General features: G+C 39.9%; 25 protein-coding genes and 1 other RNA gene. All 26 read right to left on the reverse strand.

From position 1 onward, the window contains the following. A partial coding sequence (gene lacZ / locus ACYPXO_RS07175) for a beta-galactosidase, LacZ type (protein ID WP_459639927.1) occupies positions 1-5,374 on the reverse strand: 5,374 nt, incomplete at its 3' end. 173 nt (positions 5,375-5,547) lie between these two features. Next, a complete protein-coding gene (atpC, locus tag ACYPXO_RS07180) occupies positions 5,548-5,949 on the reverse strand; it encodes an ATP synthase F1 subunit epsilon (protein WP_459639928.1) in 402 nt (133 codons plus the stop codon). Positions 5,950-5,961: 12 nt separating this feature from the next. Beyond that, complete coding sequence (gene atpD, locus ACYPXO_RS07185) at positions 5,962-7,353, reverse strand: F0F1 ATP synthase subunit beta (RefSeq protein WP_459639929.1); 1,392 nt, start codon at positions 7,351-7,353, stop codon at positions 5,962-5,964. 40 nt (positions 7,354-7,393) lie between these two features. After that, on the reverse strand, positions 7,394-8,254 hold the full coding sequence (atpG, locus tag ACYPXO_RS07190) for an ATP synthase F1 subunit gamma (RefSeq protein ID WP_459639930.1): 861 nt from the start codon (positions 8,252-8,254) through the stop codon (positions 7,394-7,396). 16 nt (positions 8,255-8,270) lie between these two features. Next, positions 8,271-9,773: a F0F1 ATP synthase subunit alpha gene (gene atpA, locus ACYPXO_RS07195; RefSeq protein WP_459639931.1), complete on the reverse strand. Its 1,503-nt coding sequence runs from the start codon at positions 9,771-9,773 to the stop codon at positions 8,271-8,273. Between the two features lie 27 nt (positions 9,774-9,800). Beyond that, positions 9,801-10,346: an ATP synthase F1 subunit delta gene (gene atpH / locus ACYPXO_RS07200; RefSeq protein WP_459639932.1), complete on the reverse strand. Its 546-nt coding sequence runs from the start codon at positions 10,344-10,346 to the stop codon at positions 9,801-9,803. After that, positions 10,334-10,849, reverse strand: a complete 516-nt coding sequence (atpF, locus tag ACYPXO_RS07205; protein WP_459639933.1) for a F0F1 ATP synthase subunit B — start codon at positions 10,847-10,849, stop codon at positions 10,334-10,336. Before atpF ends, atpH begins: the two co-directional genes overlap by 13 nt. A gap of 43 nt (positions 10,850-10,892) precedes the next feature. Continuing rightward, positions 10,893-11,159 carry an ATP synthase F0 subunit C gene (gene atpE, locus ACYPXO_RS07210; protein WP_009461770.1) on the reverse strand — a complete coding sequence of 89 codons (267 nt, stop codon included), beginning with the start codon at positions 11,157-11,159 and terminating at the stop codon, positions 10,893-10,895. A 38-nt stretch (positions 11,160-11,197) separates the two neighbouring features. Continuing rightward, a complete protein-coding gene (atpB, locus tag ACYPXO_RS07215; protein WP_459639934.1) occupies positions 11,198-11,917 on the reverse strand; it encodes a F0F1 ATP synthase subunit A in 720 nt (239 codons plus the stop codon). A gap of 15 nt (positions 11,918-11,932) precedes the next feature. Next, entirely contained in the window at positions 11,933-12,334 is a 402-nt protein-coding gene (locus tag ACYPXO_RS07220; RefSeq protein ID WP_459639935.1) for a hypothetical protein, read from the reverse strand. Then, positions 12,324-12,557, reverse strand: a complete 234-nt coding sequence (locus tag ACYPXO_RS07225; protein ID WP_459639936.1) for an AtpZ/AtpI family protein — start codon at positions 12,555-12,557, stop codon at positions 12,324-12,326. Before ACYPXO_RS07225 ends, ACYPXO_RS07220 begins: the two co-directional genes overlap by 11 nt. Before the next feature lie 78 nt (positions 12,558-12,635). Then, positions 12,636-13,133 (reverse strand): tRNA (uridine(34)/cytosine(34)/5-carboxymethylaminomethyluridine(34)-2'-O)-methyltransferase TrmL, encoded by a 498-nt coding sequence (gene trmL / locus ACYPXO_RS07230; RefSeq protein WP_459639937.1) that lies wholly within the window; start codon positions 13,131-13,133, stop codon positions 12,636-12,638. After that, positions 13,126-14,307 carry an aminotransferase class I/II-fold pyridoxal phosphate-dependent enzyme gene (locus ACYPXO_RS07235; RefSeq protein ID WP_459639938.1) on the reverse strand — a complete coding sequence of 394 codons (1,182 nt, stop codon included), beginning with the start codon at positions 14,305-14,307 and terminating at the stop codon, positions 13,126-13,128. Before ACYPXO_RS07235 ends, trmL begins: the two co-directional genes overlap by 8 nt. Further along, positions 14,307-14,789 (reverse strand): Lrp/AsnC family transcriptional regulator, encoded by a 483-nt coding sequence (locus tag ACYPXO_RS07240; protein WP_009461785.1) that lies wholly within the window; start codon positions 14,787-14,789, stop codon positions 14,307-14,309. Before ACYPXO_RS07240 ends, ACYPXO_RS07235 begins: the two co-directional genes overlap by 1 nt. Positions 14,790-14,800: 11 nt before the next feature. Further along, positions 14,801-15,790 carry an AIR synthase-related protein gene (locus ACYPXO_RS07245; RefSeq protein ID WP_459639939.1) on the reverse strand — a complete coding sequence of 330 codons (990 nt, stop codon included), beginning with the start codon at positions 15,788-15,790 and terminating at the stop codon, positions 14,801-14,803. Positions 15,791-15,816: 26 nt separating this feature from the next. Continuing rightward, complete coding sequence (locus ACYPXO_RS07250; RefSeq protein ID WP_459639940.1) at positions 15,817-17,412, reverse strand: VanW family protein; 1,596 nt, start codon at positions 17,410-17,412, stop codon at positions 15,817-15,819. Positions 17,413-17,626: 214 nt separating this feature from the next. Next, positions 17,627-19,351: a B12-binding domain-containing radical SAM protein gene (locus ACYPXO_RS07255; RefSeq protein WP_459639979.1), complete on the reverse strand. Its 1,725-nt coding sequence runs from the start codon at positions 19,349-19,351 to the stop codon at positions 17,627-17,629. 55 nt (positions 19,352-19,406) lie between these two features. Then, an RNA gene (gene ffs, locus ACYPXO_RS07260) (signal recognition particle sRNA large type) lies at positions 19,407-19,668 on the reverse strand. Between the two features lie 32 nt (positions 19,669-19,700). After that, positions 19,701-20,168, reverse strand: a complete 468-nt coding sequence (tadA, locus tag ACYPXO_RS07265; protein ID WP_459639941.1) for a tRNA adenosine(34) deaminase TadA — start codon at positions 20,166-20,168, stop codon at positions 19,701-19,703. After that, positions 20,165-20,878 (reverse strand): DUF6128 domain-containing protein, encoded by a 714-nt coding sequence (locus ACYPXO_RS07270; protein ID WP_459639942.1) that lies wholly within the window; start codon positions 20,876-20,878, stop codon positions 20,165-20,167. Before ACYPXO_RS07270 ends, tadA begins: the two co-directional genes overlap by 4 nt. Before the next feature lie 106 nt (positions 20,879-20,984). After that, positions 20,985-21,683, reverse strand: a complete 699-nt coding sequence (locus tag ACYPXO_RS07275; protein WP_459639943.1) for a hypothetical protein — start codon at positions 21,681-21,683, stop codon at positions 20,985-20,987. Positions 21,684-21,758: 75 nt separating this feature from the next. Continuing rightward, entirely contained in the window at positions 21,759-22,562 is an 804-nt protein-coding gene (locus tag ACYPXO_RS07280; RefSeq protein ID WP_459639944.1) for a M15 family metallopeptidase, read from the reverse strand. Between the two features lie 3 nt (positions 22,563-22,565). Next, positions 22,566-23,207, reverse strand: coding sequence for a 4'-phosphopantetheinyl transferase family protein (locus tag ACYPXO_RS07285; protein ID WP_459639945.1), 642 nt, complete (start codon positions 23,205-23,207; stop codon positions 22,566-22,568). After that, positions 23,204-23,716, reverse strand: coding sequence for a hypothetical protein (locus ACYPXO_RS07290; RefSeq protein WP_459639946.1), 513 nt, complete (start codon positions 23,714-23,716; stop codon positions 23,204-23,206). The genes ACYPXO_RS07285 and ACYPXO_RS07290 overlap by 4 nt, the downstream gene beginning before the upstream one ends. Then, complete coding sequence (locus tag ACYPXO_RS07295) at positions 23,710-24,327, reverse strand: J domain-containing protein (protein ID WP_459639947.1); 618 nt, start codon at positions 24,325-24,327, stop codon at positions 23,710-23,712. The genes ACYPXO_RS07290 and ACYPXO_RS07295 overlap by 7 nt, the downstream gene beginning before the upstream one ends. Next, positions 24,324-25,169, reverse strand: coding sequence for a DUF5685 family protein (locus ACYPXO_RS07300; RefSeq protein ID WP_459639948.1), 846 nt, complete (start codon positions 25,167-25,169; stop codon positions 24,324-24,326). The genes ACYPXO_RS07295 and ACYPXO_RS07300 overlap by 4 nt, the downstream gene beginning before the upstream one ends. Between the last annotated feature and the right edge of the window lie 38 nt (positions 25,170-25,207).

Genomic DNA, 25,207 nt, shown 5'->3' on the forward strand with positions numbered 1-25,207 from the left:
CTTCATTTACTTTCTGTGCCTCCGCAAGCGCATCTGCAAATGTTTTCCATGTTTCTTCCGTATAGTCTGCTTCAACTTTTTTCTCTGCCTCTGCGATTACAGATTGTAATTTTGTCTTGTCTGCTTTCACTTCAGGTTTTACATATAATTTAGCATCAGCCCAGTCTACACAATCGTCATTTTTATTTTCCACTTCGTCTGCAACGAGAATTAATTTATTTACATCGCTGACATCTAAGCTGACAAATTTCGCTTCATCCGGCTGTTTGATTACTCCTGACTCATAAAGCATATTTTCTTTCGCAACTTCTTCCTTATAAATAAAGAATTTTGCACCATCACGTCCCGTTTTTCCTGCTTTGATATAATCAATACCCAACCATGTCTGGAAATATTTTTCTGTTCCTGCAACCTTACTTAAATCATAAGTAATCTGTGCATTCGCATTTGCACTTAAACCTTTTGTAAATATTGTCTGCACACCATCAATTTTCATGCTGATATCCGTTTTCGATTTATCTGTTCCTGTGTCCGCTTTATTAATGTGAACGCCTCCCCAGCCGGATTCAGCCTTCTCATACTTCAATACCTGATAGCCTTCTCCTGCTTCCATGGCGCCTTCGACACCATCTCCTGTTAGATAGTATGTATCTAATTTCAACATATCTTCTCCAACCGTTACTTCCACAGTTGTTTGAACTTTTGAACTATCTTTTGCAGTTACTTTCAATGTCGCTGTTCCATTTCCAAGGGCGCGAACTTTTCCATTTTCGTCTACCCTCAATACTTTCGCATTAGAACTTTCAAATGTCACACTCTTATCTGTAGCATTTTCAGGCTCTGCTTTTACTTTTAGTGTAAATGTATCACCCGCATTTACTCTTTCCGGAATACCTTCTATTGTAAGTTTCGTAACAGGTACATTTTCCGGTTTTTCTCCGGCAAGTTCCTTTAATAACTTCAAATCATTTTCAGAGAGTTTTCCGTCATTGTCCAAATCTCCTGCACGAAGATAGAGAATATCCGCTTCTTCTCCTGCAAGATAAGCTTCCATTTTCTCTATATCTGCCGCTGTAACAAGTCCGTCTGCACTTCCGTCAATATCTCCGCTGACTGCCAATGTCAGTGTATCTTTGATTGTTCCGTTGACTGTAAGCGTCAATTTATATCCGGTTGCTGCCGGAGAAGTATCTGACTGTTCTCCTCCCATTGCCTCAGCCATTGTAATCGTTGCCCCGTCAACTTCCTTGAACATTTTCTTCAAATCTCCTGCTGTTGTACCTGAAGCGATACCGTACAGAATATTGTTTTCTCTATCCATTTTTGCCTGTGCATCTTCTTTTAACTCGAAGCGGTCTTCTTTCTGCTCCCCGTCATCTTTTACAAGTTTCGGATCTCCCCATGTAACCATATCGTGTCCGTTACTTCCGAGCATATCGGCATATAACATAATTTCTTTTGCCCCTTTGACATCAATGTCAAAGTAATGTGCATCCTGTCTATGTTTTAATACTTTTGAACGTTCAGCTTCTTTTCCGTCAACGTAAACGGCAAGTTCTACACCGTCTTTTGACTTATCTTTATGACAATCAATTCCTCCGTATACCTGAAGTCTTGAAGCATTCAGACCTGATATATCGAAGTATAGTTTAGATTCTGCATTTACTCCGTATCCGGTTGCAAATGTTGTTCTCTTTCCATCTATCCAAAGGTCAAGGGCGGTTCCGCCGTTGTCCTCATTTACATGAATTCCGGCATAACCTGATGTACTTCTTGCCGTGTCATATCCTACGTCTGTCAAAAGAATTTCTTTGCTCACTTCCATTTTGATTGTGTATGTCCTGCTGTATCCGTTTTTGGCAATTGCTTTTACCGTTGCTGTTCCCGGTACTGCTTCTGCCTGTGTAATTTCAACTTTTACATCTTCGGATGCTGCTTCTGCCGTTACCTGTGGAACTTCCCCCTCCATTCCGTAAGCATCATAAGTATAAGAAGTTACCTCATTGTTAAAGTTTGGAAGGTCTTTTCCTCCCACCTTAATTCCTTTCAAAAGAGTTGTTTCATCTTTTACCGTCACTTTACTTTCTTCAATCATCTGCTCTTTCGTTTCTCCTGAAAGCGCTTTCAAATGATATGTATATGAATACATCTTTGAACTTGGAAGTCTGTATTTTGAAAGAGCTGCAGGGCCGCAACTTGCTGTTCCAAGCCCCATCTGTGCGTAATCAATAGTGAGAACCGTATTTTTTGTTCCTTCCAACTGATACGGATGATCCGCTTTATTCAAATCTTCCTGTGTATAATGTAACGCGCTCATCTGAAGCAGATGATCTGTTGCATCAACAAGTAAACCATTTCCGTCTCTATCCGTTAAAGCCATAAAACGTACGTCTGTCTTATTCCCTGTTTCCTGAGGATATACAAAATTTACAAATTGGTCTTTCACCTTGCTTTCGTAAACTCCTACATCATATCCTGTTTTACGGTCACTGTAACTATCCGCTTCTCCACGTCCGTACCATGTCATATTTTCCAGACTTCCGTCCAACTGTACTCTGTTTCCTACACGAAGCAAATCTCCCATCTGATTTGAAGGAATCAGTGTACTCTTTACGAAAATATCTCCTGAAGAGTAAATTGTATATGTCAAACTATCTTTGGAGTCTGAACAGTTTGTCAATGTACGGTCTATTGTCACATAAATCGCTTTCTCGCTTTTTGTCACATGAACCGCATCCACTTTTGCATTTTCATTTGCTTTCTTCCAATTCGCATCTACAGCCTCTTTTTTATCATTGTCTGTATATGCTCTCCAATAATTCGGAAGTAAATCTTCTGCAATCATTTCTTTTCCGTTTACTTCAAAAGAAGAAAGACTGCCTTTTTCTTTGTTAAATGTAACTGACCAGCCATCTTGTGTTACCGTTACTTCTTTTTCCGTTTCTTTTACCGCTGAATCCTCAAACACTTTCATTGCCGCTGTATCCAGTCCCCGATCTGCCACCTCTTTTTCAAAGTTCAAATCAAACTGTGCTTCCGCAACAACATCTCCTGCTTTACCCCAACTTGTGTCTGCCTTTGTTACAAATTGAATGTGTAAGAAATACTCTTCTCCTTCTTTTGCATCCGCAGGAACGGTATACGGAATTTTCACATCTTTTGTTGTAAGCGGAGCAATATTCACATCTGTGATTTCTCCGTTCTGAACAGGCATTCCGTCTTTTTCCAAACTCCAAAGCATTTTGTATTCATTTGCATTCGTGTCTGTATACTCATTGCTGATAGAAATAGTCTGTGCTTTTTCATCTGCTATTTTCATCTGAAGAGCCTGATAAACACGTTTTACTTCGTATGCTTCCGGCTGTAATGTACGGTCTGCGGAAATAATACCGTTCACACAGAAATCTGCATTTCCTGATTTCCATGATGCATATTCACCTTTATTCCAGTCACCGTCATATCCCCAGTATGTTGTTTTTCCATCCCATTTTCCGTCTTTAATTACAGGTGTGTTAAACGTCTGGTCTACCCAGTCCCAAATAAAACCTCCCTGTAAAATACCATATTTTCTGATTTTTTCCCAATAATCAATCATTCCGCCACCGCTATTTCCCATTGTGTGCAGATATTCACACATGATATACGGTTTTGTATAATTTGTTTTGATTTTATCTATTTCAGGATACATATTTGACTCTACATCTACGCCTGTATTTGCATTCCAGCCCTGATAATGCACTACGCGCGTATCATCATTGTTTTGGAAATAATCAATTTCTTTCTGAAGAGAATCTCCTGTACCTGTTTCATTTCCCGGTGACCACATAATTACACTCGGATAGTTTTTATCACGTTCCAACATATTAATTGCTCTGTCTTCTGCCGCTTCCACATATCCTGAAAGACTTCCCGGAACATTATACTGACTTCGACCATTATGCGATTCTACGTTTGCCTCGTCCATAACATAAATTCCATATTCATCGCACAATTCATAGAAAACAGGGTCGTTTGGATAATGAGATGTACGAACTGCATTGACATTCAACGATTTCATCAGTTCGATTTCTTTTCTCATATCTTCTTCGGTCAGATAACGTCCTGTTTCTGCATCATTCTCATGACGATTGACTCCATATAATGTGATAACCTGTCCGTTTACACGCAGTCTTGCATTATTTGTTCCTTTATTCGTAATTTCTACTTCACGGAAACCTACTTTCGTTGATGTAACTTCCGTTTCTTGTCCGTCTTTTTCCAAAACAAGTACAAGACTGTATAAATTTGGATGCTCCGCAGTCCACTTTTTCGGATTTGTAATCTGTCCTGATAATCTAACGGTTGTTTCTTTTTTATCTCCAAAAGTTGCTTCCGCAGTGAGAGGTGTATTCGCCACAAGATTTCCTGCTGCATCGTAAAGATAACCTTTTACGCTATACCCCTCTTTTTTGCCATCAAAATTTCTCAAATCCACATCTACATTCAATGATGCATTTTCATATTTTTCATCTAAATCTGTCACAACCGTGAAATCTCTGATTTCCGTCTGCTCTTTTGCCGTCATATAAACATCACGGAAAATTCCGGCAAGTCTTAAGAAATCCTGATTTTCAATATAACTTCCGTCACACCAGCGATATACTTCCACTGTAATTACATTTTCATTACCTTTTGAAAAATCCAGTGCGTCCGTAATATTGAACTCATTTCTTGTAAAACTGTCCTCAGAATATCCGATATATTCTCCATTCACCCAAAGATACATTGCAGATTCTACGCCTTCAAAGTTCAGAAAAATTTCTTTTCCTTCCCAACTTGAATCTACCGTAAATTTTTTACGGTAAGTTCCCACCGGATTACATTCCTCAGGTGCTTGACCAACTTTATAGTTTTTGTAATTCTTCCCCTCCGCATTCATCCACGGATAATTTTGATTGGAATAGATAACCGGATCATATTTAAAAGAACCGTCTTTATTCAAATATGTTTGCCAGTTTCTCGGAACACTAATATTATCCCAGTTACTGTCATCATAGTCTTTTTTATTGAAATTTTTGTCTTTTTCTGCGATACGGTCAGAAGGCTTAACCGCCCAACTGAATTTCCAGTCATCACCATTTAGTAATTGATAGTAACTTGAAGATTTCTTATTACCTTTCTTTGCTTCTTCCACATTATCATATCTATAAAATGTGGCACGGGCTTTTTCCCTGTTCACTTGGAATATACCCGGATTGTTTGTCCACTCTCTTGTATCCGATTTTGCTGCCAAAACATTAAGCATATCTCCGCCAAGTCCCCCAAGCCCTGACAAAGCCGAGCCTAAAACAAGTGACCCTGCCAAGAGAGTTGAAATTAACCGTTTTTTTCTCATGTCGCTTCTCCTTTCTCATTCACAATTTATTCTATTAAAGTATATTCCTCTGACATTCTATAATTCAATACAATTTCTTTGGAAAAAAGTTCGATTTTCTACGAAAAAAATTAAAAAAAATTGATGCCTGACAGATTTTCTCTGATAAAGCATCAATTTTCTTATCATTTATTCTATTTTGCACCGTTAATTCGAGCCATTGCTCTCTTAAGCGCCGCTTCCGCACGGGCAACATCAATTGAATCACTTTTACTGTTCAAACGTTCTTCCGCACGTTTCTTTGCCTCTTCTGCACGGTTGACATCAATTTCGTCCGGCCACTGTGCATCTTCGGCAAGAACGGTAATTTTTTCCTGAAGAATTTCCAAAAAACCTCCGAGAATAACCGCCTTTTTCACTTCCGTTCCTTGATGAATTTTCATTACACAAGGCTCTAAAATAGTTGTCAACGGAATATGATTTTTGTAAACTCCCATTTCTCCTTCTACGGATACAAATTCAAGGAAGGACGACTCTCCCTCATAAAATACCTCGTCAGGAGAAATAATTCTCAATTCAAATACATTCTCTGCCATAGGAAACACCTCCTACTTCACGCGTGCTAATACATCGTCAATATTACCTGCGTTTAAGAAATATCCTTCCGGAACATCATCATGTTTTCCTTCAAGAATTTCTTTGAAGCCTTGAATTGTTTCGCTGATTGGAACATATCTTCCTTCAAAACCTGTAAACTGTGTTGCTACGAAGAATGGCTGTGACAAAAATCTCTGGATTTTTCTTGCACGAGATACTGTCAATTTATCCTCTTCTGATAATTCATCCATACCAAGCATTGCAATAATATCCTGCAATTCTTTATATTTCTGAAGGATTTCCTGCACACCACGGGCAACTTTATAATGTTCTTCTCCTACAATATGTGGATCTAACATACGAGATGAAGATTCCAACGGGTCTACAGCCGGATAAATACCAAGTTCTGTAATCGCACGGGACAATACGACTTTCGCATCCAAGTGGGCGAATGTTGTAGCTGGCGCTGGGTCAGTTAAGTCATCGGCAGGCACATATACTGCCTGTACAGATGTGATAGAACCGTTCTTTGTAGATGTAATACGTTCCTGTAATGCACCCATTTCTGTCTGTAATGTAGGCTGATAACCTACCGCTGAAGGCATACGTCCAAGCAAAGCGGAAACTTCCGAACCTGCCTGTGTAAAACGGAAAATATTATCAATGAATAAAAGAACGTCTTTTCCACCCTTATCACGAAAATACTCTGCCATTGTAAGTCCGGTAAGTCCTACACGCATACGCGCTCCAGGCGGCTCATTCATCTGACCAAATACCATTGCTGTTTTATTGATAACACCTGATTCCATCATTTCATAGTAAAGGTCGTTTCCTTCACGAGTTCTCTCTCCTACACCTGTAAATACAGAATATCCACCGTGTTCTGTAGCAATATTTGTAATCAATTCCTGAATTAATACTGTTTTTCCTACACCTGCACCACCAAACAGACCAATTTTACCACCTTTCTGGTAAGGGCAAAGCAAGTCGATTACTTTGATACCCGTTTCAAGCATCTCAGCCTCTGTTGCCTGTTCTTCAAATGCAGGAGCTTTTCTATGAATCGGTGCATACTCTACATCTGTCGGTGCAGGTTTCTCATCGATTGCTTCTCCAAGTACATTAAAGATACGTCCTAATGTATTTTCACCTACCGGCACGGAAATAGGTGCTCCTGTCGCAACTGCTTCCATACCGCGAACAAGTCCGTCAGTCGGACCCATGGCGATACATCTTACCGTATCATCACCCAAATGCTGTGCAACTTCCACAACTAATTTTTCACCATTACTTCTTGTAATATCAATGGCTTCATTAATTTCAGGAAGGTTACCATCGGCGTATTTAATATCCAATACCGCACCGATAATTTGAGTGATTTTACCTATATTTCTTTCTGCCATTTTTTCACTCCTACCTTTTTTCTAAAGATAAACGCCGATGCTATAGTGCATCTGCACCGGCTATAATTTCTGTCAATTCCTGTGTAATAGCACCCTGACGGGCTCTATTATATTTCAATGCCAAGTCTTCAATTATTTCTTCCGCATTATTTGTTGCAGAATCCATCGCCTGCATACGAGCACCGTTTTCACTCGCAACCGCTTCCACGAACGCACCATATAAGATACTTGTCATATACTTCGGAACGAGAAGACTGATTGCTCTCTCCTCGTCCGGCTCAAAGTTCATCAGCACGTTGTTGTTTTCTGACTTATTTTCTTCCGTTGCATCCGAAGTGTCAACCGGAAGTAATTTCTTAAATGTCGGAATATGTGTCACCGTATTTTTGAAAAATGTATAAGCCACATAAATCTCACCAATCTCTCCATTGGCAAAATCCGTAAGCAGTCTTTTACTCAGTGCTTGTGCATCTGCATAAGTTGGCTCTTCTATCATGTCGGAACAGTCAAGGGCAACATCATACCCTTTTCTTACAAGGCTCTCTGCCCCCTTCTTACCGACAAGATAAAGACGAACGTCTTCTTTTGCGATACCGCTTTCCGTAATGAGTTTCACTACATTTGAGTTGTATCCTCCGGCAAGTCCTCGATTAGATGTAACGACAACAATCCCGACTTTCTTTGACTCTCCTGCTTTCAAATACGGATGTTCAATATTCCCCGCCTTTGCAAGCATGGAAGTCACTGTGGAATACATACACTCAAAGTATGCCTTTGAATTCTCTGCACGCATTCTTGCTTTTTGCAGTTTTACGGTAGAAATAAGTTTCATGGCTTTTGTAATCTGCTGTGTACTCTGCACACTGCTCTTACGCCGTTTTATTTCTCTCATTGATGCCATGACAATTCTCCTCTATTTAGAATTCTTTTTTGAACTCATTAATTGCATTTACAAGTGCTTCCTCTGTCTTATCTGAAATCACTTTTTCCACTTTGATTGCTTCCGGAATTTCCGGATATTTTGTCTGAATAAATTCAAACAATCCTTTTTCAAATTCAAGAACACGCTCTACCGGAATATCTAACAGATATTTCTGTGTTGCGGCATAAATGATGATAACCTGATACTCAACCGGCATCGGCTGATACTGAGGCTGTTTCAACATTTCCTTAATACGCGCTCCCTGTGCAAGACGTTCTGTTGTATCTGCGTCAAGTTCTGAACCGAACTGTGCAAACGCTGCCAACTCACGATATTGTGCAAGGTCGATACGGATTGGACCTGCGATTTTCTTCATCGCTTTAATCTGTGCCGAACCACCAACTCGAGATACGGAAATACCAGGGTTAATAGCCGGTCTGAAACCTGCGTTGAACATTTCTGTTTCAAGGAAAATCTGTCCGTCTGTAATTGAAATAACGTTTGTCGGAATGTAAGCAGATACGTCACCTGCCTGTGTTTCAATAATTGGAAGTGCTGTAAGCGATCCTCCTCCCAACTCATCTGACAATCTTGCCGCTCTCTCTAACAGTCTTGAATGAAGATAGAATACATCCCCTGGATAAGCTTCACGTCCAGGTGGTCTTCTCAGAAGTAAAGAAAGTGTACGGTATGCTGTCGCATGTTTGGACAAATCATCGTATACAATCAGTACGTCCTCTCCTTTTTCCATCCATTCTTCACCCATAGCACATCCTGCATATGGCGCAATATACTGAAGTGGGGCAAGTTCACTTGCTGTAGATGCAACAACTGTTGTATAGTCCATTGCACCGTATTCTTCAAATGTCTGTACGATGTTTGCAACTGTAGACGCTTTCTGTCCGATTGCAACATAAATACATTTTACCCCTTGTCCTTTTTGGTTAATAATTGTATCAATGGCGATTGCAGTTTTACCTGTCTGTCTGTCACCGATAATAAGTTCACGCTGACCTCTTCCGATTGGCACCATAGAGTCAATCGCCTTAATTCCTGTCTGTAACGGTGTATCTACTGATTTACGGGAAATAACACCTGAGGCAACTCTTTCAATCTGACGATGTGCTTTTGCCTGAATAGGTCCTTTTCCATCAATAGGTTGTCCAAGTGCGTTTACAACACGACCTAACATACAATCTCCAACCGGAACTTCTACTACTCTTCCGGTTGTTTTTACGGTATCTCCTTCGTTAATGTTTCTGTTATCTCCCAAGAGAACAGCACCAACATTATCTTCTTCAAGGTTTAACACCATACCGTATACTTCTCCGGGGAACTCTAAAAGTTCTCCCTGCATTGCGTTTTCTAGACCGTGGATACGCGCAATACCATCGGCTACTTGAATAACCGTTCCCACATCAGATACTTCTAAATCTGACGCATATCTTTTAATCTGTTCTTTAATGACAGAACTGATTTCTTCTGGTCTTAAATTCATGGAGCGAATCCACCTTTCTTTTATATTTTATATCTGAATACTTCTCAACTGCTTAGACAACTCATAGAGTTTCGTCTTAATGCTGCTGTCCACAACCCTGTCGCCAATGCGGATAACCATTCCACCGATAAGACTTTCATCTACGGAATAATTCATCTCAAAAGTTTCGTAACGGGTTGTTTCTAAAAGTCTTTTTTCCACTGCACTTTTCTGTGCGTCTGCCAATTCAACCGCAGTTGTAATAAATGCAGTTCCTATTTTCTTTTCTTCTTTTACAAGTGCGATAAAATAGTCAAATACGGACGAAATGTCTTTTGAATGCCCTTTTGAAATTAAAAGTGCAATAAGCCCGATGATTTCTTTTGACACATGACTTGTAAAAGTTTCTTCGATAAGTTTTATCTTATCTTCTTTAATAATCTTTGGATTATCCATTAATTTCTGAAGTTCCTGATTTTCAGAAAAAACGGTTGCCAGTCCTTTCGCCTCCTCAGCAAAAGCGTCCACACGGTTCTCTTCCACAGCTACAGAAAATAATGCATCTCCGTATGTTTTAGAAACTAATTTAGCCATGTACTGTCACCCATTTCTTTTAATGTTTCTTCAATCAGACTTTCCTGTACATTTGTGTCAATGGAAGCAGATACGACCTTTCCTGCCATCATAGATGCAATTGTAATCATTTCCTGCTTCATTTCATCTAATGCACGTTTCTTCTCCAATTCGATTTCCGCATTTCCGCGTTCTATAATACGGGCTGCCTCTTCTTTTGCTTCAGCAATAATTTTTGCTTCATTTTGCATTGCCTTTTTGCGTGCGGCACTTAAGATTTCCTGTGCCTCTTTATCCACTTCTTTTAGTTTCTTTTCGTATTCTTCCTTATATGCAGTCGCATCCGTTCTTTCTTTTTTCGCCGTTTCCTGCTCATCCAAAACACGCTGTCTACGCTTTTCCAATAAGTTTCTTACCGGTTCGAATAAAAGATAGGACAAGAATGTAAACATGACAAGCATACTGATTGCCAATACTACAGCATCGAAAAGGAACTGTGCATCAAGGGTAAATAATCGTTCCAAGGTTCAGCCTCCTTCCTTATCTTATTTTCAATTTCCGTTATTCTTAAAGTTTACCTAAAAGTGGGTTAGCGAATAACAGAATAAGTGCGATAACCAAACTGTAAAGACCAGTTGTTTCCGCTACGGCCTGACCAAGTAACATTGTAGATGTAATGTCTGATTTTGCCCCTGGGTTTCTACCTACTGCAGATGCACCGTGACCTGCTGCAACACCCTGTCCGATACCAGGTCCGATACCTGCGATCATCGCAAGACCTGCACCGATTGCTGAACACGCTAAAATTAATGCTTCATTTGAAATTCCATTCATAGTTAAATCCTCCTAAAATTTGTTTTTGTTTTCTCTTGTTACTTTTTGTCCGGTATCTTGTCACTGACAAATACCATTGTCAACATACAGAATACGTATGTCTGAATTGCTCCCGAAAAGATATCGAAATAAATGTGTAAAAATCCCGGCCATGCAATTGCGATATTGGATAACAATCCGTAAAGCAAAGCCATAATTACTGTTCCCGATAATACATTTCCGAACAAACGCAATGATAATGAAAATGGCACCGCAATTTCTCCAATCAGATTTATTGGGAATAGAAACGGCAATGGCTTAAACAAATCGGTAAATGCACCGAATTTATTGTACCTGATATTATTAAACTGAATTAAGAAGAATGTAATAATACCAAGTGGAAATGTAACGCCATAATCCGCTGTTGGTGGTCTTAAACCAAGCAATCCTGAGATATTACTAAACAGGATAAACAGGAATAATGTTCCGATATAGTTTCTATACGGTATTCCCTTTTTGCCCATACCACCGTGTACCATACCGTCTAACATCTCAACGATGTACTCTACAGCATTTTGAAATTTGCTCGGTTTTCCATCGGTGTCTTTCAACTTTATCCTTGCGACAAGAGCAAATATAATCAGCCCGACGCATATGATAAAGATACTGACATGAGTCGTTGTCAGGTATAACTCTTGGCCGAACAGTTTGAACTTTACAAGTGAATGAATCATAAAGTCCGCTTCTTTAGCCGCTAATATCCCTAGTCCATTTCCCACGTGCTTCAACCTCCTTTACTTAGATTTTTTAAGTTTTAACAACACTTTATGTGTGTAGGGCTGCAAATAAGCCCCTATTTTCAGTCCCAAAACTCCGACAAGCAGCGTAATCGGACTCCCAACGTCAAAATAAACCGTTGCACCAAATGCGATTGCCACTACGACATACCGCAGTGCATACATCTTTCTCATATGTTTCGCCGCTCCCGCTTCTCCTAAATCCAAAGCGTCTTCAATGGAACGTTTCATATGAATTGCCATTCCAACTGCCACGACAACGCCTATCCACAATCCGAAAGACAAATAAGAAAGATTCCCTGTGGCAATAAAGCACACCGGAATCTGTACAATCGTTCCATATACAATGATACCCGCGATTAATTCCTTTAATGTTTCATTTGCTGAATTATCTGTCATCTTCTTCATCCTCTGAATCTTCATTCGCGTGTCTGACTAAATAGTAAACATTTCTCCCGCCTGCCAAAACACCAAGAATTACAAGCGGAATAAATACAGGCCATGAAAATTTCTCTTCTAAATAAGAGCCTAACCATGTACACAGCAAAATCGGAACAAGCATACTTATCCCTACCTGTGTAATTAAGGCAAATGTTCTGTGAACACTTCTTTTATATTTCATAAAGTCCCTCCAAATTCATGCCTCGTTATTGTTATAACATTTTTTATACTTAAAGTCCACAGTTAGAGATTTAGAACTTTAGTCCTTCCACTCCAACCGATGAAGATGTCCTTCTTTCTCCATATTGGCAAAACCGTTTTGTCGAAGCGCTTCGTACAGCACAATCGCCACGGAATTTCCTAAATTCAATGAACGAATATCATGCGACATCGGAATACGGATACTCTCCTCCTGGTGCTCCACCAGAATTTCTTCCGGAATGCCCGCACTTTCCTTTCCAAACATAATATAGCAGTCCGGCTCATAAGATACATCTGTGTATACATTTTTTGCCTTCGTTGTCGCCATATAAATTTTCGCATTTGGATTTTTCTCCAAAAACTCTTCAAAATTGATGTATGTTGTCACATCCAAATCGTCCCAGTAATCCATACCCGCGCGTTTTAACGCTTTCTCATTTAATCGAAATCCCAAAGGCTCAATCAAATGCAGTCTTGTGTTTGTCGCCACGCAGGTTCTGCCGATATTCCCCGTATTTGCGGGTATTTCCGGTTCAAATAAAACAATGTTAAGCATTTTCTTCCGTCCTTTCTCTCAATCGGCTGATAAATCTCTCCAGTCTGCCGATTGCCTCTTTTAAATCTTCAAGCGAGTACGCATAGGAAATTCGCAAAAATCCTTCTCCGCACTCTCCAAACGCCGTCCCCGGCACAACTGCCACCTTTTCCTCCGCCAAAAACTTCATGGCAAATTCCTCCGACGACATACCAAACTCTTTAATACTCGGGAAAATATAAAATGCCCCGTAAGGCTCAAAGCAGTCTAATTTCATTCGCTTAAACTCATTGACAAGGAAACGTCTGCGCTGATTGTAAGCGTTTCGCATCTCCTCCACTTCCCCCTCGCAGTTTCTAAGTGCTTCCACCGCCGCATACTGACTGTTCGTCGGGGCGCACATAATGGCGTACTGATGAATTTTAATCATCTGCTCGATAATCTTTTTCGGTCCGCAGGCATATCCGAGTCGCCAGCCTGTCATCGCAAATCCTTTTGAGAACCCGTTAATTAAAATCGTTCTCTCTTTCATTCCCGGAAAACTTGCAATGGAAACGTGTTCTCCCTTATAACTTAATTCCGAATAAATTTCATCGGACAGTACGAATAAATCATGCTCCACAACAAACTTTGCAATCGGATCTAAATCTTCTCTCGTCATAATCGAACCTGTCGGATTATTCGGAAACGGCAATACAAGTATTTTCGTTTTCTCCGTCACCGCATTTTCCAATTCCTCCACCGTCAGTTTAAATTCATTTTTTCTTTGCAGAGGAATAATCACAGGAACGCCGTCCGCAAGCACCGTACACGGAAGATAAGAAACATAACTCGGCTGCGGAATAAGCACCTCGTCACCCTTGTCCAACATGGCGCGCATGGCAATGTCAATTCCCTCGCTTCCGCCTACCGTCACGACAACTTCATTTCTGAAATCATACTCTACATTTATTTTTCTCGATAAATATCTGCATATTTCCTGTTTTAACTCTTTCAATCCGGCATTTGACGTATAGAACGTTCTTCCTCTTTCCAAAGAGTAAATGCCTTCCTCGCGTATTCTCCACGGCGTATCAAAATCCGGTTCGCCCACTCCAAGAGAAATGGCATCGTCCATTTCACTGACCAAATCAAAAAACTTTCGGATACCTGACGGCGCAATATTTACGATTTTCTCTGATAATGGATTTCTCATTATGGCATCACCGGTATCCTTTCCCCTTTAGATTTATTTACCAGTATCGTCGAGTGGTCTTTATATTTTTTCAAAATAAAATGTGTCGCCGTACTGATAACCGACTCTATCGGTGAAAGTTTTTCCGAAACAAACATGGAAACTTCTTTCAACGTTTTTCCCTCCAAAGTGACAAGTAAATCATACCCGCCCGAAATCAGATATACTGCGGAAACTTCCGGATAATTGTAAATTCGCTCGGCAATGCGGTCAAATCCCTGATTTCTCTGTGGTGTCACACGCACCTCGATAAGAGCGGTAATCTTTTCCACCCCCGCTTTATCCCAGTCAATCAATGTATGATAACCGCATATAATCTTCTCTTTTTCCATGTCGGCAATCTCATTGGCAACCGTAATTTCATCACTGCCCAAAAGAACCGCCAGTTCTTTTAATTCCACTCTGCTGTGTGTTTCAATATAACTCAATATTTCTTTTCTCATGCCTGCCTCCTTTACTCCGCATATATCTTCAGCAATTCGTCCTGCGCCGGTCTGTCAATATATCTTTTCTCATCCTGGTTGAAAATGACTCTATCTCTGTCTGCTGTAGTTCTTCCAATTACCTCTGCCTGAATTTCATTTCTAAGCAGTAAATCCACCAAGCCTTTTCCATTATCCGCCATTAAAAGTACGCTTCCCGCCGATGTCATTTGATACGGATTTAATTGAAAATATTCACATATCTCGATCGTTTCCTGTTTAACCGCAATCTTTTTCAAATCCACTTCCACGCCCACATCCGACGCTTCCGCCATATTCCACAAAGCTGCAAGAATACCGCCATCTGTAATCTGATGCATTGCGGAAACACCATATTCTTTTGCCAACTTCAATTCTTTATCCGCAAACAGATTTTTCTCAAGAGCATTTACCTGTGACATAAATGCAGGGACAAAACGCTTCGATAATTCTTCTCCTTTTTCCCGTACAATCCGAAGCATTCCTTCCAAACCAATCCATTTTGTCATAACAATATCCTGATTTGCTCTTCCCATGTTGCTCTGAAGCAATTCTCCTTCTTTTACCGTCCCTATTCCGACAACAGTAACAACCGCTTTCGTAATAACCGGACTGACCTGTGCCTTTACATTTAAAATCTGTATATTCTGCTTCTCCGCCACTTTCTCCGCAAATTCTACCATAGATTTCAAACGCGATTCATAGGCGTACGGCGGAAGCAAAATGCTTAAATTCACCCCAATAGGAGTCGCCCCTCTAGTGTATAAGTCATTCAATGCCTGCGCCAAACCAAACACTGCAATGTCTTTCTCGTCCCCATAAAGTGTCACGTTTGTAAAAACTATCTGCTGACCGTTCGGAACAGAAATTCCCGAACACATTTCTTCTACGGAAGGTTCTATGACCGCTTCTTCCCTCTTCGTCTTTAATTGTTTTAATATCGACCGTCTAATGACCGTCTGTGATACATTTCCTATCTTCATCTCTACTATCCTTTTATTTATTGTATCTAAGGTGTCGTCTGCGGCGTTGCCGGTGGTGCTGGATTTTGTGGTGCAGGATTTTGTGGCTGTGGTGCAGGTACAGGAACCTGTGCAGCCGCTTCTTTAGCCTTAATATCGGCAATCACCGCTTTAATTTTATTTTCATCCTGTGTCTTAATCGCATCCTGCATTTGTTTTGTATATGCTGGATTGGAGGAAGCCGTTCCAACTGAAACAGTTGTCACTGAAGGTTTATAAACACTCTTGTTAAAAATCTCTCTGCTTACTTCTTTACCACCCTCATAGACCACCTTCCAAAGTCGTGCCGTCATACCTTTGTGCGTACCCTTTTTTTCCGATATAGAGCCTATACCCGCACCTGTCTGTGCCACAAATTTCTTCTTCGGCGCTTCCGTGGAAATCACTTCACTCACATATTCTACTTTTCTGTCCTGTTTTCGTATCTCTTTACCATAAATCGTAAAGACAACATTCCCATTCGACACATATCCCTCTACAAAAATCGGAGTATCTAAATTATTTTTAAACCGAAAATCTTTGTAATCTCCGGCAATCGCTGCATCTCTTGACGGTTTCACATAATTAACCGTCATGGAATGTGGCTGTCTGCTCGTCACTTCCAACTCGGATTCAATAACTGCATTATATAAAGTCGTGGACACCTGACAGATACCTCCCGCAATACTCTGCACAAGTTCTCCATTCTCAAATGCCCCTGCTTCCACATAACCGTTGCTCTTTTCAAATGGCTGCATCGCTTTTCCCGCAGAGAACTCCTCTCCCGGCATAATAACCGAGCCATTAATCTTTTTCACGCCATTTTTAATATTCACGACTCTTGTCTGACCGCTTCCGCAATAAGTGGAAAATGTTCCTAATACATCTTTAATACTTTCTAAATCTCTCTTCTGTACATGAGGCTGCTTTACGGTAGAAACTAATTTCACTTCCCCGCTTTCCCCATTCCAATCTTTATTCAAGTATTCATTGATGGCAGTTATCGTCTTCTCCATATCCAGTTCTTTTCCCTGCTGCTCTTCAGTCAAAACGAACGCCCCGTCTTTTCTTGCAATCGTTGCGTCTACCGCCTTCGGCAGACGATCCGCCGCTTTCTCTTTTAAAACTTTCTCCGCTTTCTCTTTCTCTATCTGATAAACCGGTTGTAACGTTTTCTTATTTTTCTTTAGATTTCTTATTTCGGCATAACGGCTAAACACATTTCCTTTTTTCCCATAATCCACCGCTTCTTCAATCAATTTCTCTTCTTTTGAAATATCAAAACCCATTTCTTCCAGCGTGACTTCCAGTTTCTTCCCTTCAACTGACAGAGAAATCTTCTGCTTTCCATACACTTCCGCCTGCTTATCTACCGCAGTCTGAGCCTGTTTTTTATCCATGCCTGAAACGTCCGTCCTGCCAATAAAAATACCTTCACATATTCTATCTTCCGCCTGTTTGCTGACCTGATGATACAGCATGGCGTATATTGCCCCGTAAACAAACAAAAAACACACGAAAATCAAGCCACATATTTTGGCTGTTTTCCGGTGTTTTTTTCCCTGCTCATTCCTTCTTTTGCTATCCTTGATTCTTTTACGCATAAACCAACCCTCTCCCTCGATTTTGGTTCTCTTTACATGATATACGGTAATACGGATGTTGCCAACATTGCAACGATAATTACCAGTATGACGACAGATACTATCTTCTTAAACTTTTTATCATAGAAATTCATCTTGTTACCCCTTCTCTTCTAAAGAATACTTTCATTTTATACTCTTTAACGCCTTTTTGCAAGAAACAATAGTCACAATTCTATAAACGAAAAATCGTTGCCTGATAGTTTAACTTGCTACGGTTTTGATAATCAAACAGAATAACGGTATCTTTTTGTGTGCCATTCCCCAGTACATCATAATTAAATTTCTCTATATGCGTCATTTTCCTCAACTGACGTTTATCGTATTTTTCATATCCCCGCAAATATTTATGCTCTTTCGACTCTTCTTCATAAAATCCGCTAAGCCACTCTTTATCCACTGTATTTTCCCCTGCAAATACGGGGCGGCTCTTTATATTCTCACGAAGATACAAATCAAACACTAACAGTTCTCGATAAAAATCCACTCTTTCACTTACATATTTTTCTACAAATCCAAGTAAAATTTCATATCTTGTAATTCTTGAGTGACTTATCATATGAAATGCGTGTTTTTCGTAATATTCCCCCAACTGTTCAAAAAAGGCAAACGGTGTCGCAAATTCCCCGGTCAAATGCTCCAGCGTATAAGAAAATTGTCCGCTATTATAATATACTTCCACCATTTCCTCGATTCTTTTTAATTTTAAAACATCTTCATACGAAAGCCATTTCGTATAAAGTACCTCGTACGGCGGAAGACTTTTATAAACCAGCCCATACTCCTCCGTATGCTCTTCCATATAAGAGCCTTTCAACACTTTCAAAAAGCCTAATTGTAACTGTTCCGGCGAAAGAGCATACACATCGTTAAATGATGTACCAAAACTCTCATAATCCTCATACGGAAGCCCTGCAATCAAATCCAAATGCTGATGAATATTTCTTCCCGCATTCACTCGCTTTACTGCGTCAGACACCTTCTCAAAGCGCATTGTCCTCTTAATCTCCCCGATCGTCTTCGGGTTTGTAGACTGCACTCCGATTTCCAACTGCACCAGACCTTCCCTCATCGTTCCCAGAAGCGCCAACTCCTCCTCGTTTAACAAATCTGCCGAAATCTCAAAATGAAAATTCGTTATGCCGTTATCATTCTCCGCAATATATCTCCATATCTCTAATGCGTGATCATGTTTACAGTTAAATGTCCTGTCTACAAATTTAACCTGCGGTACTTCATTGTCGAGAAAAAACTGCAGTTCTTTCTTTACCAATTTCAAGTCACGGAAACGAAGACATTTGTCAACTGATGACAAGCAGTAACTACATGAAAACGGACATCCCCTGCTTGTTTCGTAGTAAATGATTTTATTTCTAAATTCATCCATATCTTCATACACAAACGGAACTTTACTCAAGTCCATAATTTCACGCCACTGATTTTCTTCAATCTCCCCGTCATGTTTCCGATAAGAAATCCCTTTTATACCACAAAGATATTCCTCACCTTTTCCTTCTACATAGTAAGATGCGAGTTCCAAAAATGTTTCCTCACCTTCTCCCTTAACAACTCCCGTCACTTCAGGAAGGCGTCTTAATACTTCCTCTGCATCATAGGAAACTTCCGGACCTCCAAGCCAAATAGGAAGACTTGGCAAAATCTTATGTATCTCACGGATAAGCGTTTCCACATAAGATATATTCCAAATATAGCAGGAAAAACAAAGTACGTCCGGCTTTTGCTTATAAATATCCATTAAAATCTCATCTAATTGCTGATTTATCGTATACTCCGCAAGAAAAATATGTTCTGCATACTTTTTCGCATACGCTTTCAAACTGTAAATCGCCAGATTAGAATGGATATATTTTGCATTAATTGCCGTCAGTATAATCTTCATCATTTCCTCCTACTATCAAAAAAGAGTCCTTACGGACTCTATAATTCTCTTTCTTTCGTGCATTACACTTCGAACTCATTTCATGAGCGTTACCTTTGTAGTTAACTCAGCCCAGGCACCCTTACGGCACCCAGAAGGTTCCACTTAGTGCTGCTCCGTTCCCGACCTGACACGGTTCATGGATTCCTGTCGCGTAAGACCCAAACATCAACGCCACTTTCAAAGGGCAGCCTCACAAAATAAAGCCCTCCGTGTAATATCACCCCCACTATAGCGGATTGTGGGTACAAGGTACCGCTAACACCCCGGCTGCACGAGTCTATATTATACCCTCTTTCACATATAAATGTCAATGCTTCTGCTTCGCTTTTCGCAGTTCTTTGAAAAAATTTTTCATCAAAAGACTACATTCTTCTTCCAAAACACCCGTTTCCAGTTCCACCTGATGATTAAATTCGTCCATTTGCAGAAGATTTAGTATCGAACCGGCACACCCCGCCTTCGCATTCATGCAGCCGACAACTACCCTTTTCATTCGAGATTGTACAATCGCCCCCGAACACATTTGACACGGCTCCAATGTCACATACATTATGCAGTCTTCAAGCCTCCAGTCACCAACTTTTTTGCTCGCTTTTTTTATCGCTATCATCTCCGCATGGGCAAGGGGATTTTTATCTGTCGTTCTCCTATTATATCCTCTGCCTATAATTTTATCTTCACAGACAATTACGCAGCCAATTGGCACTTCGTTCATCTCATATGCTTTCTTTGCCTGTTTAATTGCCTCTCTCATATATTTTTCATCCTGATTCATTCGTTTTTCTTAATCCTCCTACAAAAATATCCAAAATCTTCTCTCGGATTTCTCTCTTCCTCGGTAAGTTCCACCTCACCGTTTTCCATTTTTCTAAATTGTGTAAATCCAAACGCTCTTGCCGCCTGCACTTCTCTGGCATGATTTACTCCCGGAACACCGATATATAACTCATTGTCTTCTTCTATCCAAAGTAAATGATGATAATTATAAAATCCATGAAGAAGAAAATTATTGTTCGCCAGTTTCCATTCTCTTCTCGGCAACCTTACCAAATCTTTCCTCTGGATTTTCTCACAAAAATTTCCCCTGCGGTCAGACTCCTGTATCTCTATCTCTTTCAAATGCTCTGTAGAAATCGTATCCGCATTTATCGTTTCTCCGTTCCAGACAGCCATATATCGCTTCTTCTCTCTGTCCTCAAGGAAAATCCCACACACTTCATTTCCTATTTCTTCACTGGAAAATGTCAGTATGTATTGCATAAGAGGTTTATTCTTTCCTATCTCTCCCTGTAAAATCCCCTCATACATACCGTTTTTTTCATAAAACAGATATACTTTCAACTTCTCTGTCGGAGAAAAGAAAAGCCCCCTTGTCTGTATCTGTATTCTCCCCCCATCTCTTCCCTGTTCTACCTTGACAAACCCTATATTTTTGACTTTTTCACTCTGCCGATATTCATATAAATACTGTGTAAACCGTTTCAATCACAATCCCTCAATCTTGTCTTTTTATACATATATCTATTCTACGGATCTCTTTTATATGATTGCTTTTCCCATACAATGAAAATAGAATGTGCCAAGGCACATTCTAATCTAAATAAATCGGCGGTTCATAGTCTTTCCCGAGCAATTTTTTCTTTCGTTCCTGAAAACCTAAAAAAGCCCACTCTGTCATATCCGTCCACTTATGTTCCGACCTGTCATACACCTGCACATAACCGATTCGTTTCGGATGCATACGAACACTGTTATTTTCATACTCCCGCCTTGTGTAAGGGTTAATATCGCCGATAATCTGTTCTTCCTGTTTCCTCATTTCACGTACGGTTGTATTTCGATAGGCCGGTCTTTTAAATCCTTTAAATCCACCTGTACCTGTTGATGTTGATGTCGGTTCTGTCTTCTCAACCGCTTTTTTCTCCTGCTGCACGGCAGGTTGTACAGTCTGTTTTACTATCGGCTCTGCTTTTGGCTGCTCTTTTACTACTTCTTCCACATCCACCAAGTCTTCGATTGTCACTTCCCTTTCCACAATTTTTTCTTTCTTCGGTTTTGTGACAGGTTCACTTTCTTCAAGGATACTTAACTGAAACGGGCAACCTAAAATCTCAGCAATCTGACGCATATCCTGTTCCTGAAAATTATCTCTGTTTAGGCGCTGTGTCAGATTTTGTCTGGACATTTTCTTTCCGGTCTTTTTTTCTATTAATTCAGCCAAATCTTTAATTGTCATCCCCTTGCGGTTCAGAACAATTTTCACCTGCTCACCAAATGTGAGATTCATCATCGGTTTTCCCTCCTCACGATTTCTCTAGTATTTATTGTAAACATAATCGTTTATTTCGTCAATCTTCTGTTTACACTATTCTCCCAAATACTCCTCCAGTGTAATGCCACGCTCCATAATCTTTTTCGCATCCTCTTTTCCTACATAGCGGTAATGCCACGGTTCGTAAATAATTCCCGTCACCTCTGTTTTATCTACAGGATAACGCAAAATAAATCCGTATTTATGGCAATTTTTTGCAAGCCATTTTGCCTCCGGAGTATCTTTCTGTTTCTCATCTAAAGCAGTATATTTTGCCGAAACAATATCTACGGCCAAACCAAGATTATGCTCACTTTTCCCCGGATATGCGGTGGATTTGATTGTTTCTTCCAACGCCTGCCAATAACTCTTACCCGAACGCACTTCATTCCCCATATAAAGATTATACAATTCTTTCTGCTTCTCTACCGAACGGTAAGCAGAACAAATTGACAGATTCATTCCGTCTTTTTTCGCATCAGCAAGCATCTTTTTCAAAGGCTCTGCAATACGGGAGTCAACCTGATAATCTCCCGCAATCGTTGTCAATTGAGGTACGAATCCCTCCTGCATTGGATTTGTATCATTTACCAAAGTCAAATACCATGGTCTTTCCTTGGGTGATTTGATTTTCATTTCCCATAGTTGTCCCTCCAACTCTTTTTCTTTCTTCATATATTTTGCCGACAACTCTTCTCTATCTTTTCTTGCCTTATTCTCCGCAAAATGCTTTCCCGTAAAATACCCCGCAATGACACCCGTAATCAAAACCACGACTGCCCCGATTGCAAGCCATGCCCTTTTACTTAAGCGGATACTCTTCAAAGTTTCCTCTATCTTCTGCAACTTTTCCTTCATCATCTATCTCCAGTATATACCTAAATCCATTTTTTCTATTTTCTCTGCAAATATATCACTTGTAGAACATACTGCCGCCCTATACGGCAAATTAATTTCATACTCTTTAAAATAAAACTTTTCACAAATCTCTTTCGGCTGGTGTAACAATCTAGCGCCATTATCGTCACACAGAATTTCAAAGGTATCTAATCCCAATTTCATCCCATACCTTGTGGCTTTCATAAAACTTTCCTTTAACACCCAATAACGATAAAAAGCAACTATTTTCTCTTCTTCTGTCTGTTTATTTAAAATAAACTCTTCCTCGGATTTTAGAAAATAGCGTTTAATTAGTTTCGTATGCAGTTTTTTTATTTCTTCAATATCACAACCGACCTTAACAGTTTTTTCTCCTCTGTCCTCAATTGAACAAAGAACCATTGCTCCTGAATGCGACAGATTAAATGGTGCTTCCGCGGAAGCACCACATTTTTCTCTCACACTTTCATATAATAACCATGCCCCTACACTTAACGCTTTATCTTCCAAAGGCATAATTTTATCCGCCTTCTCTCTGCGAAATGCAGGGATTTTCTCATAACATTTCTGATAAATCGATTTCTCCAAAAGAGGAGTTACCTCTGCCATCCATGTTCTTATCATTTCAGCAAATACTTCCTTAACTTATTCCATACAAAAATTTGAAAATAATCGTGTGCCTTATCATAAACAAACAGTCCAATCTGTCCTGCCAACCACATGACAAAAAGAAACGGCATACTAATCTCCTTTGAAATCAATACTTGAGGCGCGAAAATAATCATCGGAACATACATCACATTAAAAGCAATATATTTCCCACACCATAATAATGCCTTTTTATTCCCAAACTTATTCCACAAAATTTCTGCGAAACATAAATATAATCCCATGCCCGCAAAAGTTACACAATATATTTTATTTGGGGCAACTAAAAGTCCTACAAGTATCGTTGCCGCAAGAAAGGAGATTCCATAACGCAATCCCCATTCCCGAATAGCTATTCCCACGCAAAAACTTGCTGCGCTTAAAAAAAACAATGTACTTGTTTCAATTACCGCACCAAGTACAATAAGCAATACAGAAAAGGCCGCCAATACACCTAAAGTTGCCAATCTCTTTGTCCTTAGCACAGATCTCCCCCCATACATTCACACATCGTATCTGCACACCATAAATCACAGCATAAATTTCCCGTACCAAAAGATGGGCGTCCATAACCATAGCCTGTATTCTGGTATCTCTGTCCACGCCACTGCATTTGATTTACCATATTGGCATACTCCGGATTATTTGGCTCCATTGCCGCAGCCTGCTGAGCGTGTTGCATTGCCACAATGTTATTACCCATTCCATAGTTTGCAGCCGCACTGTAATAATACCACTGTGCATTTCGATTACTGATACCATTTAGCACATTCAATGCTTCTCTATAATGTCTTGCATTAATATAATTTGCCGCAGCCTGCATCTGTACAGTCGCATCCCCGCCGTTTGACGAATACGAATATCCCGACTGATTTCCTGAAAATCCGCCCTGATAACCGCCATTTTCCCTTTGTTTCATAATTTGGTCATAGGCTTCCTGTACTTCTTTAAATTTTTCTTCCGCCAAATCAGACAGCGGATTATTTGCATATGAATCCGGATGGTACTTTCGGCTCATTTCTCTGTATGCTTTCTTCACTTCATCATCAGTAGCGCTTGGAGAAACTCCCAGCACCTCATATGGATTTGCTATCATTTTTCTATTCCTTCCTCATTTTCTGTATTTTGCTTTTGCTTCTCATCATATTTATTCCAGACGCCTACATAAAGAATATTTCTCAAAATATCTGCATATTCAATGCACGGTAATTTTTCAAATGCACTGCTGCATTCCGCAAGAACAAGCGTCAGCATCTGACCGCACTTTTCCTCATATTTTTCATCACGATACAAAGGCAGAAGCGGATTGTAACTTCCACACTCTCTGTCCTTCTCCAAATCATCATAAGCATCTAAAATGTAAATATATTTGCCGAGATAAAACCCCAGCCTCTTCAATGTATGTTTCCACACATCTTCTCTATACAAAAGAAGTTCTCCCATCAATTCCCCAAAATATCCGGAAACAACATCAATATTTTCTTCTTTTCTCTTTTCTGCCCTCTGCAAACGCACAAGACATCTGCGGATTTTCTCACATTTCTTCGGGTACTTTTCTCTTATTTTCAAATAAGTCTTCCGAAGTGCCCTAATCCCAACAAGTCCGATTTTGCTTTTCTCATCATTCCAGTCATCCGCAAAATGAAAATATGTCAAAACAATATTCATATCCGCTGCATATTCCGTAATTTCATTAAATAACATATCGTGTTTCTTCACCGGATGTACAACGCAACGGTTCTGTTCATGTGTAGACTTTTCCTCATAAAGAGAAGTCAGCAGAAGTACAAGAAATGTCATATCATATGTCAATGTCATCTGTCCTAAAAAACCGTATTTCTCTTTCAGAACTTTACATAGTCCGCAATAGTATGCCCTGTATGTATAATAATCTTTCATTTTCAATTCCGGTTTACAGACTGTCACATATCCGAACATTTCTTTTTCCCCTTTCCGCTAAAATAGTCTGCACTAAG

The organism is Faecalimonas canis (assembly GCF_054601575.1).